At 43.5% G+C, this 16672-nt stretch carries 18 protein-coding genes; all 18 read left to right on the forward strand.

Annotation, left to right across the window (positions count from 1 at the left end; all coding sequences use genetic code 11):
* The 18 genes from HNQ56_RS11140 to HNQ56_RS11225 all read left to right on the forward strand — a co-directional run bounded on the left by HNQ56_RS11140 (window position 1) and on the right by HNQ56_RS11225 (window position 16602).
* On the forward strand, window positions 1-918 hold the full coding sequence (locus HNQ56_RS11140; protein ID WP_429145784.1) for a carbohydrate ABC transporter permease: 918 nt from the start codon (window positions 1-3) through the stop codon (window positions 916-918).
* A gap of 73 nt (window positions 919-991) precedes the next feature.
* Entirely contained in the window at window positions 992-2791 is a 1800-nt protein-coding gene (locus HNQ56_RS11145; RefSeq protein WP_429145787.1) for a type 2 periplasmic-binding domain-containing protein, read from the forward strand.
* 292 nt (window positions 2792-3083) lie between these two features.
* Window positions 3084-3551, forward strand: coding sequence for a metallophosphoesterase family protein (locus tag HNQ56_RS11150; RefSeq protein ID WP_429145789.1), 468 nt, complete (start codon window positions 3084-3086; stop codon window positions 3549-3551).
* Window positions 3552-3772: 221 nt separating this feature from the next.
* Window positions 3773-4915, forward strand: coding sequence for a hypothetical protein (locus HNQ56_RS11155; RefSeq protein ID WP_429145792.1), 1143 nt, complete (start codon window positions 3773-3775; stop codon window positions 4913-4915).
* A 75-nt stretch (window positions 4916-4990) separates the two neighbouring features.
* Window positions 4991-5494, forward strand: a complete 504-nt coding sequence (locus HNQ56_RS11160; RefSeq protein ID WP_429145794.1) for an AAA family ATPase — start codon at window positions 4991-4993, stop codon at window positions 5492-5494.
* Between the two features lie 237 nt (window positions 5495-5731).
* The gene (locus HNQ56_RS11165) at window positions 5732-6607 is read left to right on the forward strand and encodes an AraC family transcriptional regulator (RefSeq protein ID WP_429145797.1); all 876 of its coding nucleotides are present in this window, start codon (window positions 5732-5734) and stop codon (window positions 6605-6607) included.
* 712 nt (window positions 6608-7319) lie between these two features.
* Window positions 7320-7982 (forward strand): hypothetical protein, encoded by a 663-nt coding sequence (locus HNQ56_RS11170; RefSeq protein ID WP_429145800.1) that lies wholly within the window; start codon window positions 7320-7322, stop codon window positions 7980-7982.
* 154 nt (window positions 7983-8136) lie between these two features.
* Window positions 8137-8610 carry a GNAT family N-acetyltransferase gene (locus HNQ56_RS11175; RefSeq protein ID WP_429145803.1) on the forward strand — a complete coding sequence of 158 codons (474 nt, stop codon included), beginning with the start codon at window positions 8137-8139 and terminating at the stop codon, window positions 8608-8610.
* A 345-nt stretch (window positions 8611-8955) separates the two neighbouring features.
* Window positions 8956-9816: an NAD(P)-dependent oxidoreductase gene (locus HNQ56_RS11180; RefSeq protein ID WP_429145806.1), complete on the forward strand. Its 861-nt coding sequence runs from the start codon at window positions 8956-8958 to the stop codon at window positions 9814-9816.
* 310 nt (window positions 9817-10126) lie between these two features.
* Window positions 10127-11245 (forward strand): helix-turn-helix domain-containing protein, encoded by a 1119-nt coding sequence (locus tag HNQ56_RS11185; protein WP_429145809.1) that lies wholly within the window; start codon window positions 10127-10129, stop codon window positions 11243-11245.
* 13 nt (window positions 11246-11258) lie between these two features.
* A complete protein-coding gene (locus HNQ56_RS11190) occupies window positions 11259-11465 on the forward strand; it encodes a PLD nuclease N-terminal domain-containing protein (RefSeq protein WP_429145811.1) in 207 nt (68 codons plus the stop codon).
* Window positions 11465-12382 (forward strand): ABC transporter ATP-binding protein, encoded by a 918-nt coding sequence (locus HNQ56_RS11195; RefSeq protein ID WP_429145814.1) that lies wholly within the window; start codon window positions 11465-11467, stop codon window positions 12380-12382. The genes HNQ56_RS11190 and HNQ56_RS11195 overlap by 1 nt, the downstream gene beginning before the upstream one ends.
* Entirely contained in the window at window positions 12379-13143 is a 765-nt protein-coding gene (locus tag HNQ56_RS11200) for an ABC transporter permease (RefSeq protein ID WP_429145817.1), read from the forward strand. Before HNQ56_RS11195 ends, HNQ56_RS11200 begins: the two co-directional genes overlap by 4 nt.
* Before the next feature lie 347 nt (window positions 13144-13490).
* Window positions 13491-13901, forward strand: a complete 411-nt coding sequence (locus HNQ56_RS11205) for a hypothetical protein (RefSeq protein WP_429145820.1) — start codon at window positions 13491-13493, stop codon at window positions 13899-13901.
* Window positions 13902-13947: 46 nt separating this feature from the next.
* Window positions 13948-14808 carry an AraC family transcriptional regulator gene (locus HNQ56_RS11210; protein ID WP_429145823.1) on the forward strand — a complete coding sequence of 287 codons (861 nt, stop codon included), beginning with the start codon at window positions 13948-13950 and terminating at the stop codon, window positions 14806-14808.
* Between the two features lie 320 nt (window positions 14809-15128).
* On the forward strand, window positions 15129-15821 hold the full coding sequence (locus HNQ56_RS11215) for a helix-turn-helix transcriptional regulator (protein ID WP_429145826.1): 693 nt from the start codon (window positions 15129-15131) through the stop codon (window positions 15819-15821).
* 41 nt (window positions 15822-15862) lie between these two features.
* Window positions 15863-16240 (forward strand): VOC family protein, encoded by a 378-nt coding sequence (locus HNQ56_RS11220; RefSeq protein ID WP_429145829.1) that lies wholly within the window; start codon window positions 15863-15865, stop codon window positions 16238-16240.
* An 89-nt stretch (window positions 16241-16329) separates the two neighbouring features.
* On the forward strand, window positions 16330-16602 hold the full coding sequence (locus HNQ56_RS11225; RefSeq protein ID WP_429145831.1) for a hypothetical protein: 273 nt from the start codon (window positions 16330-16332) through the stop codon (window positions 16600-16602).
* Window positions 16603-16672 lie beyond the last annotated feature (70 nt).

Below are 16672 nucleotides of genomic sequence, written 5' to 3' on the forward strand. Positions count from 1 at the left end.
ATGAATAAAAAAGCTTATAAAACCAGAAAAACAATGGATTATATCATAGAAGGGATTATTGTGACTGTCCTTCTGCTGATTGCTCTGATTACAGTATATCCCTTTCTGAACGTACTGGCACTGTCCTTTAACGATGCGGGAGATTCCGTAAAGGGAGGGATTACCCTATGGCCCAGGAAATTTACCCTGAATAATTATGCCGAGGTCATGGCCTATCCAAGCCTTATCAACGGGGCGTTAATATCGGTGCTGCGTACGGTAATCGGTGCGGGGCTCAGCACCTTCTTTACCGCTGTCATGGCCTACACCTTGAGCCGCAAGGATTTTATGGCCAGGAAGTTCTTCAATATCCTGTTCATGGTGACCATGTATGTCAGCGGCGGGATGGTGCCAGGCTATCTGCTGATACGGGATCTTCACCTGTTCAACAGCTTTCTGGTCTATATTCTGCCGGGACTGGTGGGAGCCTTCTATGTCTTCCTGATGCGTTCCTATATCGAGGGCCTGCCTTACAGCCTTCAGGAGTCCGCCATGTTAGACGGAGCCAATGACATTCGGATATTCAGGTCCATTATCCTTCCTCTTTCCAAGCCGAGCATTGCCACCGTTACCTTATTCTATGCGGTAAACCAGTGGAACAGCTGGTTCGATACATACCTGTACAACTCTTCCAATATTAAGCTTACTACACTCCAATACGAGCTTCAGAAGATTATACAGAATGTGTCGGCGGCAGCAGCGGCAGCTAAGGACGGAGCTTCCCCGAGCATGATGGATGCCGCCAAAAGCGCGGCGGTTACCCCCCAGTCCATCCAGATGGCAATTACCATTGTGGTTATTGTGCCCATCATATTGGTATATCCTTTCTTACAGAAATACTTCGTGGGAGGTATGACGGTAGGGGCAGTTAAGGGCTAAACAGTATCATACAGGCGGAGCAGATGCCGTGCCTGTTCATGATAGAAAATAATTATCAGGAGGAGATTTATTTATGAAGCATGCAGCAAAAAAGATACTATGCCTGTTACTGGTGGGAGCTTTTGTGGTTTCCATGGTAAGCGGATGCGGCAAGAAGGGCAGTGACACGAAGGACAGTGATACGAGCCAACCGGTGGTTACCAAGACACCGGATGCCACAGGCGATGCCGATGGGGCTGCCCCGGATACCGCAGACACCCCGGAGCCGATTGACACCTCGAAGGTGGATACGATTACGGTATTTGTGAACACTGCCGAATATAACTGGGATAATCCCGTGGCCGAGGAGATTACCAGGAAGACCGGTATTAAGCTCCAGTTCGACGTAGCCATAGATGATCCCGGCAAGAAGCTGGCATTGATGCAGGCCAGCGGCCAGTATGCCGATATGATCCTTAAGGTTGACGATGCCTCTTTTACCTCTTTATATGAAGGGGGAGCGTTGCTGAGGCTGGATGATTTGATCGATCAATACGGGCCGGATATTAAGAAGCATTTTGGGGATCAGTATGACCGAATCCGCATGGATAATGAAGAAAGAGGAATCTATTCCTTCGGCGTGGGATCCAGCAGCCCTGCTGCCATTGCTCCCGGACAGTACTGGGATGATGCTTTCTGGGCACAGATACAGGGTGTAAAGGATCAGGGATATCCCCAAATTAAGACCTTGGATGACTATGGGAATTTTCTTAAGACCGAGCTTGCCAAGAATCCTGTTACGGCCGACGGACAGAAGAGGTACGGCTTAAGCTTGCTTACCTCCGATGGCTGGCGTTACCAGTTCTCCCTGCTTCGGCCTGCCAATTTCATTAACGGCTATCCCTGGGATGGAGATTATATCCTGAATAAGGATACCAAACAGATTGAGCTTGCAATGCAGCAAAATTATGTGAAAGAATTCATGAGGTGGTACAACAAGCTCTATAACGAAGGATTGATTGATCCTGAGAGCTTTACCCAAAACTATGATACCTACCTGTCCAAGATTGCCAACGGCCGTGTCGTGGGTGTGATTGACGGTTTCTGGCAGTTCAGCACGGCTGTTACACAGCTTCGCAGCGAAAATAAGGGAGACCTTACCTATATGCCCTTTACACCCTTTGCAGAACCCGGCGTTACCGACTGGAATGTATACCAGTCCGGCGGTCCCGCCAGTACGGGCGGCTTCTCCTTGACCACCTCCTGCAAGGTTCCCGAGAAGGTCGTGAATTTCTTTAACTACTTATGCACAGAGGAAGGACAGATATTGTTAGAATGGGGTATTGAAGGGGTCAACTATACCATTGATGCCGATGGAAACAGGGTAAGAAATCCCGAGGATGTGAAGGCGGATGACGCGGATCCCCAAGGTTTTGTGAAGAAGACCGGCGTAAAGCAATATAACCATGGCTACGGTCAGTGGCTCAATGAGCCTTATGGCTATAAGACCTCCAACGGACAGCTCCTTAACAGTGCGGATGAGAGTGCCTTAGATGCTTCCTTTAGCCCAGTGGAGAAGGATGTCCTGGCAGAATACAATATGAAGTATTTTTCCGATGTTGCTCCGGGTGCTGCCGACCTGCCCCTAAAACCCTACGGTGGCCTTAGCAATCTGAAAACCGGTGAGAATACGGAGGAGCTATCCGTTATTCAGAAGATCTTCGATGATTCCAAGCTCGCTAATTTGGCCAATGCGATTATGTGTAAGCCCGATGAATTTGATGGAGTATGGGAGAAATACATGGGCGATTTAAAGGATATGGGAGTTGATAAGCTGGTAGCTGATAAGAATAAGGCTCTGGAAATTCGTAAGAAGCTATGGGGCCGTGAGTAATAAATAGGAACAGTAAGACAAAGAATAATAGGAAACCAGGAAGGGCTGCCGCTTTGGCAGTCCTTCCTGCAAGTGATATAATATGAGGTAATGTCAGTAAGTTAAGCCGGTGGAACTCCAACAAGTCACTTTTACTTGCCTTTCCTTCGTGCGTTCAGGACGCTCCGCTTCACAAGATGCACAAATGTTACATTCTGTATTACAGAATGTAACATTAACCGGTCAGCGTAAAAGTGACTTGTTGGAGTTCCACCGGCTTAACTTACTGACATTGTAATATGAGGAGGAACCGATGAAACACATTGCCATCCTATCTGATACCCATGGTCTGCTGCGAGAGCAGGTCAGGGCTGAACTGGCTGCGGCTGATTGTATCATCCACGCCGGCGATATCAATACCCCATATATTGCCGAGTCCATGCGGCAGGTCGGTGAGACCTATATGGTGCGCGGCAACAACGACAAGGATTGGGCAGAATATCTGCCTGAAAGCATTGCTGTCACAATAGAAGACGTGCGCTTCTTCCTTGTTCATAACAAGAAAGATATCCCTAAATATTTGACTAATGTGGATGTGGTAGTCTATGGGCACTCCCACAAATATTGTGCGGAAGTTATGAATGGAGTGCTGTTTCTCAACCCCGGCAGCTGCGGCCCGCGGCGTTTTGATTTGGAGATCACCATGTGCCGCATGATTGTGGACGCAGGGAACTATCAGTATGAAAAGGTGATGATTTCCCATGATATCCTCAAAGCATGAATGTAAGCTCCATAGGCAACGCCGGGTGTCTGTTATTTTATAATAAGTGGAACTTTCTGTTAAGCTTAATGTTATGTTCGATTGTACCTATTGGAACTATGTGGTAAGATAAATTTAGGAGTAATCAAGATAGGGTGTGTTAGCTTACGACTATGGTATAATGAATTCAAAAAATATCACATCACACAAATACTATGGAGAAATGGGGGCGGGATGAAGCTATGAATCTAAATAAATCGATTGATTTCTTGTTGGATAATGCCGGACCAGTAATACAATACAGGCTTAGGAAAGAAATTCTTAACAATATCAATAAAGCAGAAGAAGAAGAACTATGGTTGGAAAAAATATATCAATTATCCTATTTTAAGTTATCGCTGAAATATGGGAAAGAAAATGGCTATATAGGCAGGGGTATGCATAGCTGGGATAACTGGCGAGGTGAAATACTGCATGAAACACCCTTGCAGGACGGTGAAACGGCAGCACGGTTACTATCATACTATGCGGTTCCGAAAACACATCCGCTTGTTAAGAATTTTGTTGCTGCCATGCGTGATGAGGATATTCTCCGAGAAGAGTTTTCCTATATTCCTCCGGAAAAAGAGCGTTATGAAAATCGCTTCCGTGGAATTGGCAGTGGTTTTTGCCTTATGCTTTTAATCTATACCATGCAGGCAATGCTTGGCTATGGTGATGACGATTATGTAAAGCCCTTTCAAAATGTTGCCTTGGAAGCGTTTAAGAGCATATTGCTGCTTTCATCATTTAGTGAAATGACGAAGAGGCGTCAGAGCAAGGCAAGATACAATTATCCATATATTGAGGAAAGTGCAAGTTTCCCCTGTCAGTATCATTTAGAGACGCTGGCTTATACAAATGCATGGCGGACGCCTGAAAATATACGGTTGATGGCGGATGCACTCAATCACTATAATGAGATTCTACAGGGTGCAAATCCCTTTCATGTCAAGATCGGTACAAAGTATTATGTTCCATTTCCGTTAAATATGCAAAACAGCCCCATCCGGCCATTTCATCCGGATTTGATTGACATCATAACGTACCGTCGTTTATTGACGGAGATCGCCATGCTTGGTGTGGGTGACAGTGTCCGGGTTATAAAAGAGTCAATGATCAATGTTGAGAACGCCATCGGCAGTGACGGCATATTGAAAATACACTTTGATTTGCCGCACAACAAGCGTTATTCGCCAAAGAAGATAGAATACCCTACTGCCTATGTTGATGTGCGGTTAGAATCAGACTATAAACGCAAATATGCTCTTGAATGCGATCTGACCTTTTGGGCGGTGCAGTTCTTGCATTTATGTGATGGTGAGAGAGTGCGTATCAAGAATTAGAATACGGAGTCATAGTTCTTTCTTGAGAAAATGGAAACGAACGGTTATGAATATTTTGGATAGGGGTTGATATTTTTGAAAAAACTTATATTTGTTTGTGGAGCAAGTGGTATCGGTAAATCGACAACATGTGCAGCTTTATATAAACAATTAGACAATTCTGCATTAGTTGACAGTGATTATTGCAGAATGATTCATCCGTTTGAATTTTCAGATGAACTTAAGGAAGTAGTTACAAACAATATGTTCACCATGTTGCGTAATTATATAAATTGTTCCTCTATCAATAACATAATATTTTTATATGGGTTTCATGGACCAAGGAAGCAAATATTTGATAATATTATTGACCAGCTATCTGAAGCAGGCCTAACATATACATTTGTGCCAATAATTTTGGAATGTGAGCTTGAAGAAAATATTCGCAGGGCAAGAAATGATGGCCGTCATGAACAACGTATACAATATGGAATTGAAGCATCAAGAAACATTTATCATCAATATGATTATCCTCGTATTGATATAACACATTTAACTGTGGACGAGGCAGTTAAGAAAATGATAGAACTTATAGGTTGAACGGTATAATTCCAATGGTGAGATAGAAAAAGCCTACCGCTATATTTATGATACTTGGCTGCCAAACTCCGAGTATTGTATGCCCGGTATCGTTCATAGTATCCTGCCAGAAAAAAACATCGAACGGCAGTTTTTGATATCTGCTTCCCCTACTTTGTTTCATGATTTTTTTGTGCATGGATTATCAGGAGTGCAATTGAAAACATTGATATAATTTATCTCGAAAGGAGGGATAGGATGGATTGGCTTGACAGAATGAACTGTGCAATGAACTATATTGAAGAAAACTTAACAGATAATGTTGACTTTGACAAAGCTGCTAAAGAAGCCTGCTGCTCGACATATCACTTCCAGCGGATGTTTTCCTTTATCACCAATGTGCCGATTTCAGAATATATCCGGCGCCGCAGGCTGACCCTGGCCGCTTTTGAACTGCAAAATACCAATACAAGGGTTATTGATTTGGCGTTCAAATACGGATACGAATCGGCAGAAGCATTTTCCAGAGCTTTTACAAAGCTGCACGGCGTTACACCAATGTCAGCGCGCGACAAAGGGGTTATCCTGAAAGCTTATCCTCGTATGTCCTTTCATATTTCTATTAAAGGAGACAGCGAGATGAATTATCGTATTGAAGAAAAGGAAGCGTTTGAAGTATTTGGGCTGGAGCTTCAGACAAATGTAATTAATGGCCAGTGCTATAAGGATATTCCTGCTTTTTGGGAAGCCTGTGAAAAAGATGGCCGTTGTATCAGGCTTGCGCAGGAAGCGGGTAAAAAGCCCGGAGAACTTTTAGATGCCGGAGTAACCTATGATCATAATCCGGACGGAAGTATGAAATATATGATCGCTTGCATTAAGAAACCGGATATGGTTGCCCCGGAATACACCTTACTCAAGATACCAAAACAGACATGGGCGGTTTTTTCCGTTGCATGGAAAAATGAGCAGGACGATGGTAATCTCCACGATACATGGGGAAGAATTTATTCCGAATGGTTTCCTTCGGCGAGCTTTGAGCATGCTGATTGTGACTTTGACTTGGAAATCTATTTCGGCAGTCAAGAATCAGAACACGGAGTTGAAATCTGGATTCCGGTTGTGAAAAAATAAGGATTTGTATCAAACTTCTTCACATTGTTATTCCCAAAGCATATCTTCCATGAGGGGGAAGATATGCTTTGTCTTATACAATAAAATATATTACGGTAGATATAAATGATCATATCATTCATAGACAAATTTCTACTTGCCTTTTGACAGGCATAGTTGCCGTTCTCGCTGCAGGCCAGGCTTTCCCTGATGTAATAACGAAAGCCTGTTCTTGTCCTTCAACAAGTTCATTGGTAATATCATTGTACTTCGTGGTGAAATTTGGTATAATAAGTCAACGGTGGAGCATCTGTGTCCGCGCAATAGTATTTTGTGTGACAACATATTTAACGGTGGACGAGGCAGTTCAGAAAATGGTATAATGATCCATAGATTTCATTCCTATTCTTTACATCACAAAATTGCATAAGTCATAGTTATTGAAAATAAAGATACACTGCAAAAGCTGGGGAACTGCCGGGATCCGAAGCAGTCGTTTTTACCGGAGACACCTCTTGCCATCGTGGTGTTGGGCAATACACAGAAAACCGATACCGAGTGTTCGAAGCCTTCCCATTCAAGATATTATTCGTGATACCATTACAGATGGTCCTGTTCCTGAACTGGAAGAACAGGTTCACCAACTTCATTGTCGGTATCATACAAAGGGACGCTGAGATTTAAATTGCTTTATCGGAATAAAACAAAATCTATATTTGCAGGTGAGCGTATCATGATTAATAAATTAAACTTATTGCATTATCTCTCCGAGAAAACTTATAAAAGCATCTGCCGTAATTTGGGATTAGATGAGGGCGACAGCAAAGTGAGAAACAATCACCTGTTACTTTCTGATGAACTGGTGTGCCGTATCCATCCGTTTAATATTTTATATAACCAGTTTGGACATGTATGGTTTTTATCAGTGGGAATAAATTTTCAGAAGTTTCAGCAGGCTTATGAAAATTTTGAAAAAGTGTTATTTGGTGAATATGAAAAACTGTTTGGAAAAGATGCTATGAGTGATTTTCCGGTGTTTCAGGATATTTATTGTGACTATATTGAATATTCCAATGTTATAAAGATTAACAGTGCTGAAGAAACAATAAGAAGCATGGCAGCATCCGGCTGCTTGCCGGAGCAGCTTGAAGAGAGCAGATGGGAAGAGTACAAAAAACCACATGGAACCATTGAGTTTTGTGTTTCCAGGGTTGATGATACCCATATGAAAACACTGGCCAGATGCCATGGGACCGCTTTGCAAAAACGTATTAAAGATACGTCACTGCATCATATGGGTGCGGGAATAAAAGCTGCAAAAATGGTTAGTGAAGAAACAGAAAGTGAAATTATGAATTGGTTATATTCAAAACAGAAGATTACCATTATACGATAGTACCGGAGAAAACTTTCGTGTGAAAATCTGATCGATTGATTGGAGGATGACGGCTTTATATACGAGCAAGCCGTTGCCGCAGATGAAAACGGACTTCAAGTTGCTGGCAGTTAAATATTGGCTATAGAAAAATTATACTTTAGGTGGTTAATGAATGATGAAAATTAAGGAACTTAGCAAGTATGATTATCCGATATTGGAAGAGTTCAGCTATTGGGCTATCTTTACGCCACCCGGCATAGAACTGCCGGATAGAAATGTTATCTTTCATCCCGATTTATTTATCTATATTGAGAATTACGGCAATGAGAAGGATTGCGGAATATTCGCAGAAGTTGACGGGAAAGCGGTTGGCGCGGCGTGGACAAGGATTGTCCCCGCTTACGGGCATGTTGATGATGATACGCCTGAGCTTGTAATCTCTGTTTTGCCGGAATACCGTAATCAAGGGATCGGATCAAAGTTAATGGAAAAATTGTTTGAACTTTTATCCCAGCGTGGATATAAACAAACGTCACTTTCCGTTCAAAAAGAAAACATTGCCGTCAATTTCTACCGTCGCTTGGGATATGAGATAATAAAAGAAAAATCAGAGGAATATATAATGCTGAAAATTTTAGCAGGTTAAACCGGCGTCAGTCCCATGGACCCATGCTGATTGAAAGGCAATCATCTGTTTCCGCGGTTAATCTAAGCAGTACAAATCCGAACCTATTTATGATGGAAGAAAGGTTCGGATTTGTTTCATTATAGGGTTATTATTGAATGGATTTCAACATTAAGGCGAATAAAAATCAAATCGTACGAAATTTTCGGGTACAGAGAAGCTTAGACTTTCAGACTTTCGCCAAGGGAAAGGTATACCTTTCTTTATGCATAAAAATCTGGTATTATATCGATGGAGATTATTTTTGCAGTGATTGAAAGAATGACATTAATTGAACCTGAAAGGAACGATAGGAGGAATACCGTAATGAAGATAGGATTTATCGGAGTAGGCATCATGGGAAAATCCATGGTGAGAAATTTAATGAAGGCTGGATTTGATGTTTGTATCTATACAAGAACCAAGTCAAAAGTGTTAGATGTTATAGAAGAAGGAGCTGTTTGGACGGATACCATCCGGGAATGTGCTGCTGATAAGGATGCAGTAATCACTATGATTGGATATCCAAAGGATGTAGAAGAGGTATACTTTGGACAAGATGGAATTATGGAATGTGCAAAGCAAGGGGCGTATCTCATCGACATGACGACAAACAGTCCCGAATTAGCGATTCAAATATATGACAGAGCGAAGGAAAATGGCTTCTTTGCCCTTGACGCACCGGTTACCGGAGGAGATATCGGAGCGAAGGAAGGTACTCTGACTATAATGGTTGGCGGAGAGGAAGGGGCATATCATACATGCAAAAGAATATTTGAGGCAATGGGGGACCATATTGTCTATGAGGGTAAGGCTGGCAATGGGCAGCATACTAAGATGGCAAATCAAATTGCAATTGCAGGCACCATTTCTGCCGTATGTGAGGCAATGACTTATGCGAAAGCGGCCGGTCTGGACGTTGAGACGATGATCAATACCATAAAAAAAGGTTCTGCGGCAAGCACTCAGCTGAGCAGTGCCGCCCCTAAAATATTAAAAGGAGATTATGCACCTGGGTTTTTTATCAAGCATTTTATAAAGGATATGAGAATTGCCGCTTCCGAGGCAAAGGCAAGAGGCCTGGAGCTTCCTGTTTTGGAAGAGGTTCTTAAGATGTATGGGAGTCTGGAAGAAAGAGGTGCAGGAGACTTGGGCACACAGGCATTAATCAAATACTATGAAGAATAACGCTGTGGGAGTTGTCAAAACTTATCCGGATTGCAGATAAAAGTAAGTAGGAAGAAATATTTTATCCAAGGAGGAAGGCATCGGGAAACCGATGCCTTCCTCCTTGATCAGAAAGTAAGGTATGTCAGCGCCGGAGGTTTCTCTGTGGTTGATTTTGTTAATAAAAATCAACCACAGATCCATTGAAGTTGATTTTGTCAACCTGTATAATAACAGCAGAGGTGAAAAGTTTGAAAGAAACGGAATATATAGATGAAAGGGGGACCGGGTCCATGCCAGCACTTCCATGGTGATTTGTAAGAGACAGGGTATGGACATAAACATGAAAGAAATCAATATTGCACGGATGATTGTAAATAAGCGCAGGGAAAAAGGACTGACACAGGATGAACTTGCAAGCTACATTGGAGTATCCAAGGCGTCCGTATCTAAATGGGAAACAGGCCAGAGCTATCCTGACATTACTTTTCTCCCGCAGCTTGCAGCCCTTTTTAACATTAGCATTGATGAGCTCGTGGGCTATGAGCCGCAAATGAGCAAAGAGGATATTCGTAAATGGTATCTGGGACGATCCGCCGATTTTGCTTCCAAACCCTTTGATGAAGTATTGGAGCATTGCCGCGAGACGGCTAAAAAGTATTTCTCCTGCTTTCCCCTGCTGTTCCAAATTGGCGCGTTGCTGATAAACAACAGCATGGAATCAGGTGACATGGATAAAGCCTTCTCTGTGATTGCAGAGGCCAAAGAGCTGTTTATCCGGGTGAAAAAGGAAAGTGAAGATGCGGAGCTTAAGCAGCTGGCCTTGAATATGGAGGCCTTCTGCGCCTTGACGCTGGGCAATCCCAATGAGGTGATAGAACTGCTTGAGGGAACAAGCCGGAAGATCATTTCCGCGGAATCCCTGCTTGCGCCGGCTTACCAAATGATCGGCAAGTCCAGAGAAGCAAAATCGGCGCTGCAAGTCGGCGTCTACCAGCATATGGGTTCCCTGTTTGGTGCCTGCTCCGATTATCTCCTGCTCTGTGTAGACGAACCGGAACAGTTTGATGAAACATACAGGCGGGCGATGGCCGTCGCTGAGGCTTTTGATTTGAAAAATCTTCACCCGTCGCTGCTCATGAAGTTTTTCATCTTCGCCGCGCAGGGGTATACGATGCTCGGAAATACAGACAAAGCTCTGGAAATCCTGGAAAGATATGCAGAGCTTGTTACAGGAGATATTTATCCGCTGCAATTAAAAGGAGACGGTTACTTTAATCTGATCGATGAGTGGCTTGATGAGCTTGATTTAGGAACCGCCCTGCCCCGGGATGAGAAAATCGTCCGCCAGAGCATGATCGACGGGGTAGTAAATAATCCCGCATTTACCGCGTTGGCTGACGAGCGTCGTTTTCACAGAATTGCGGAAAAACTAAAAAACAATTGTTAGGGAGGATTATATTATGGGTTTGGATACGCTGAAAGAATATTTGCCGTTTCTCATTCCGCTGGCTGTCGCGCAGCTTGCGCTTGGCATTACTGCCCTTGTTCATGTGCTGCGGCATCCCAATTACCGTTTTGGGAATAAGGTGATGTGGGCCTTGATCGTCATGCTCGTGCAGACCATCGGCCCGGTTGTATACTTTGCTTTTGGCAAGGGGGAAGAATAATGGATGTATTGGAGGTTAACCAGCTTTGCAAAGGGTTTGGAAACCATGAAGTGCTCAGCGGATTTGACATGCATGTGCCGGAGCATTCGATATTTGGCTTTGTCGGGCAGAATGGTGCGGGCAAAACAACAACGATGAAAATTGTTCTCGGATTATTGAAGCCGGATAGCGGGAGTGTAAGGGTATGCGGGGAAAAGGTTGCGTTTGGCGAAACAAAAACCAACCGCAATATAGGTTTTCTCCCGGATGTTCCTGAGTTCTATGGATATATGAGGACCATGGAATATCTGAAGCTATGCGGTGAAATAACCGGCCTTACGAAAGCGAAGACCAGGCTGAGGAGCGAGGAATTGCTCTCGCTGGTGGGGCTGAAGGATGAAAACAAGAAAATCAACGGGTTTTCACGGGGGATGAAGCAGCGCCTTGGTATCGCACAGGCACTGCTGAACGAGCCTAAGCTTCTCATATGCGACGAACCGACCTCTGCCCTTGATCCAATCGGAAGAAAGGAAATACTTGATATCCTGCTTGCGGTGAAAGGAAAAACGACGGTTGTCTTTTCGACCCATATCCTGTCGGATGTGGAAAGAGTGTGCGACCGCATCGCGGTATTGCACAAGGGCAGACTGGCATTACACGGTACGCTTACGGAAATCAAAGAGCGGCATAGGCATAGCGGGTTTATCATCGAGTTTGCCAGCCCGGAGGAAGCGTCTTCCTTCGAGAACACGGAGGAACTCAGGCAGCCGGCAATTAGTTTGTCACGCAATGAAAACACGGTGACGGTGCTTTTTGCTGATCACAATATGGATGGGCATTTTCTGCTGGGCGTATTATCGCGGAAGCGGCTTCTTCCATTGAAGTTTGCGGTTATGGAGCCGACGCTGGAAAGTCTGTTTGTGGAGGTGGTAGGGTGAGAAACTACTATGCTTTTCTGAAAAAAGAGATTCTGGAATATGCAAAAACCTATAAGCTGCTCATTATGCTTATTGTCTTTGCGGTTTTTGGAATCACCAATCCCCTTATGGCTAAGCTGCTGCCTGACATACTTGGAAGCCTTATGACGGACGGCATCACCATGACCTTGCCGGAGGCGACTGCCTTTGATGCCTGGACGCAGTTTTTCAAAAACGCAACACAGATGGGACTCATCGTGATGGTGATCTTATTCAGCCCTGTTCTGTCATCGGAGCTGAGTAAGGGGACACTGATCAATATGCTGACCAAAGGCTTGTCCCGGACGGCGGTCATACTTTCAAAATACACCGGTATGGTTCTGATTTGGACGGCCAGTATCGCGCTATGCTTCGGACTGACTTATGGCTACACGGTATATCTCTTCCCGGCGGGTGAAACAGTAAATCTGTTGTTTTCTGTATTTTGCCTGTGGCTGTTTGGCGTGTTTTTGCTGGCTATACTATTGTTTTGTGCAGCTCTGACGAAAAGTAATTACGGATGCCTGCTCGGCACAGGTGCGGCAGTAGTAGTCTGTATGCTTGTGAACATCATACCGGTCGCGCATAGGTATAATCCGATTTCATTAGCGACGGATAATTTGGGACTCATAACAAACTCCATAGAGGTATCTTCGCTCTATTGCAGTGTTTTGATCTCCGGCCTGCTTTTATTACTTTTCACGGTATTATCAATATTGATATTTAGAAAGAAGCAACTATAAGTATTTGTTCTTCCAATATAATTTACATAAGATATAGTATTTAACCGGAGCAGAGAGGGAGAGGAATATCACTAAAAATGCTTTGTTATAATAAAGTAATTATACTCCTTTTGATTTTCATTTTAATAGATAAACGCCCACAGACATTGATCTGCGGGCGTTGTTATTATCGCGGTATAACTGTAAAATCGTATTCTTCAAGCACCTCTCCGGTACTGACAAGAGATACTGTCACATATCCTGATCCAATTCCGCCTTTTCCTGTCTCAAAAATATAGAATACACGGCCGTTGTTCTCTACACTATCAATTATTTTGGTCCGCGTTTCCCCATTTGGGAAATAGCAAGTGATAGAAACATCTTCAGGAGATGATATACCGCTTAATGTACCCTCAATCGTAATTAAATTCTTGAATTTGGTTTCTTTAGTAACCTCTGCTGTGAATTTGGGCTCATTAACGATTGGAACAGGTGTAGGTGTAGGGGTAGGGGAAGGCGTTGGTGGTTCCGGCGTCGGAGTGTTTGTCGGTACGGAAGGTGTTGGCGGTTTTGGTGTCGGAGTATTCGTCGGAGCGGAGGGTGTTGGTTGTTTCGGTGTAGGAGTATTCGTAGGGGCGGATGGCTTGGTTTGTTTTGGTGTGCTGGATGGTGTTATTTGCGGAGAGATATTCTGTTTTGGCTGCGATGTGGGCTGCGTTTGTTTACATAGAACAAATGTGATATACTCTATTCAGACAGAATTGAGCAAACCAGGTTAGGACAGAAGGGAAAGAATGCCTTACAATCTAAATGAGGTGATGAACAATGGATTGTATTCAGAGTTTACAAAAAGCAATCGATTATATGGAAGAACATATCATGGACAAAATCAGTTATGAGGATGTTGCAAGGCAGTTATACATGTCAAGCTATCATTTTCATCGGATTTTCAGTATGATTACGGGGATAACGGCAAATGAGTATATCCGAAACCGAAGGCTTTCCATGGCAGGGCAGGAGCTTATCATGTCAGACAGGAAAGTAATCGATATTGCACTCAAATATGGCTATGAGTCCCCTGAAAGCTTTACAAAAGCTTTTTCCAGATTTCACGGAGTAACGCCCAATGTGGCAAGGCGCTCCGGAACCGGATTGCGGTCCTTCAATCGCCTCATAATAAAAATCAAATTGGAAGGCGGTACAGTTATGGACTACAAAATTGTAGAGAGGGAAAAATTCAAACTCCTGGTAAAAACACAGGCATTCAGGAATGAATCTATTTCCGAGGAAGGAAATACCGAGATACCGGATTTTTGGAAAAGTTGCGGTACAAACGGAGTTTTTGACGTGCTGAAGAAGCATACGAAGACCCACGACATTTATGGTGTATGTGCTCCAATCTCAAAAGAAAATACACATTTTCGATATGGTATTGGGATGATCTATGAGGACGGCGATGTTCCGGAGGGTTTCTTTGTCTGGGAAGTAACGCCCACTCTTTGGGCAGTATTCAAATGTATCGGAGAAGACGGAAACTGCATCGGAGAGACATGGGAAAGAATTTTCAAAGAGTTTCTGCCTGGCTCGGATTATAATATGTTGGATGCGGATGATTTTGAATTGTATCCGAACAGCAGTAATCTAGATTGTTTTTGTGAAATATGGATACCGATAGAGAAAAAGTAAGATTAATGAAACCTGCCGAAGAAGCTAAAATTGTTTTTTCGGCAGGTTTTTGTTATAATGGAAGCGTTCACAGAAATTCTAATGAAGATCGCGGATATTCAGACTGAGTGAGAACATTCCGTGCATTTCAAACTCCAACATTCCGGTTACTTGTATTTTGTGCAGTTTATTAAAAGGATGACTAAAAAATGATTTCTAAGAAAAACATAGAATGTTATCAGGGAATATCCTTAAGCCGTGGGGAAGACTTTTTGTATATACCGCCCAATGTTTTGCTACGGCCCTATATTTCCTGTTATACCATTACATTTCCGGCAAATATGTCGGATGAATATACCATATTACCCTCTGCAAGCTCAACAATGGTAATATCCGTAAGCGACCAAAAAATCACCGGTGCATTACGGGGAGTAAACACAAAAATCTGTAATGTTGGAAAACATGCAAATAAAATGAGATTCTTATTGCTGGTTGAATTTCATTCCGGTTGTTTATTCCCACTGATCCGGGCAGACCAATCCGAATTTGTCGATTTATCCTTTGATCTGAAGGATATCGATAAACCGCTGATGCAGGCCATCGAAAACGAACTGCTTAATTCGGAAAGTATCGAAGCCTTAGTCGTGTCACTGGATAGCATATTTCTTAACCGCCTGGCGGATTTGCGGGAAGAAAAAACAATCATAGCAATAAAAAACAAGATATTAGCACATAATGGGAATATAGGCGTACGGGAATTATCTTCCGAGTTCTTTTATAGCGAAAAGCAGATACGGCGTTTATTCTTACAGCAGATCGGTACAAGCCCTAAGACATTTTCTCGTATTGTACGAGTAAATTATGCTTTGCAATTACTGCAAAGTACCGATATGCGTTTTACGGATATAGCGGTACAGACAGGTTTTTTTGACCAGCCCCATTTTATTCACGACTTCACGTCGATCTGCGGAATGACTCCGCAGAAATATGTGCAGGGTATGTCCTTTTTTTACAATGATAATTACAAGTTTTAAGGTAGGATAGAAGAAATAAAATAAGAAAGGACTTAAAACATATGATTATGCCTTATTTACGGTTCAACGGCAATTGCGAAGAAGCCTTCCGCTTCTATGCCAATGCCTTCGGTGGGAGGATCACCGCTTTATCACGGCTGAATAACGACCCGAATAACCCGGTAATGCACGCCATGGTTACATTGACAGAATCAGGCGGCGGGGTCAGCGGCGGCGATACGGATGCGGCGGTTCCGGTCTCTGGGATGCCTATCCTTGTTCTTCTTCCGTCCCGTGAGAGAGTGGAGGAAATAATTCCCAATCTTGCCGAAGGAGGTACGCTCGTTCGCGGTTTCCTGCCTCATCCGCCCCCGGATGATAACGGCGGAGGAGCAGAGGTGCTGGACAAGTATGGCTATACCTGGTTTTTATGTTCGTGAAGGCATCCGTATCCTTCATAGAACGGAAACGAATGAGCAATATAAGGAAGCGCAGCCTTGCGCTATGGAAAGGGTAGACGGTAGCGACAATGCCAATTTTAACGAAGCAGCAGATGGAAGGGGGGTATTTCTATCCAATTGGAGGGTTTCCTCTGCTGAATGTGACAGAGGATAGAAGTGACTACGCACGGGAAGTTAAGGAATACAGGGGACAGGATAAATTATGTATCTGTTGTACCCAGCTTGATCATTATGGATACAGCGAGCGTGAGAAAAAGCGTGTATTGTCTGAGTGGATTGATTTTCTGCGGACAAATACAAAGGCTTTCACAGCGCTGCACTTTAATTCCTTGGTTCCGTAAGCCCTGTTTAATGCAGCCTGCTGCCAGGAGAAGCTGGAGGAGCTCCGGTTCAAATGGGGGTCGTATTCCG

The sequence above is a fragment of the Anaerotaenia torta genome (assembly GCF_050433395.1).
GTDB lineage: Bacteria > Bacillota > Clostridia > Lachnospirales > Lachnospiraceae > Mobilitalea > Mobilitalea torta.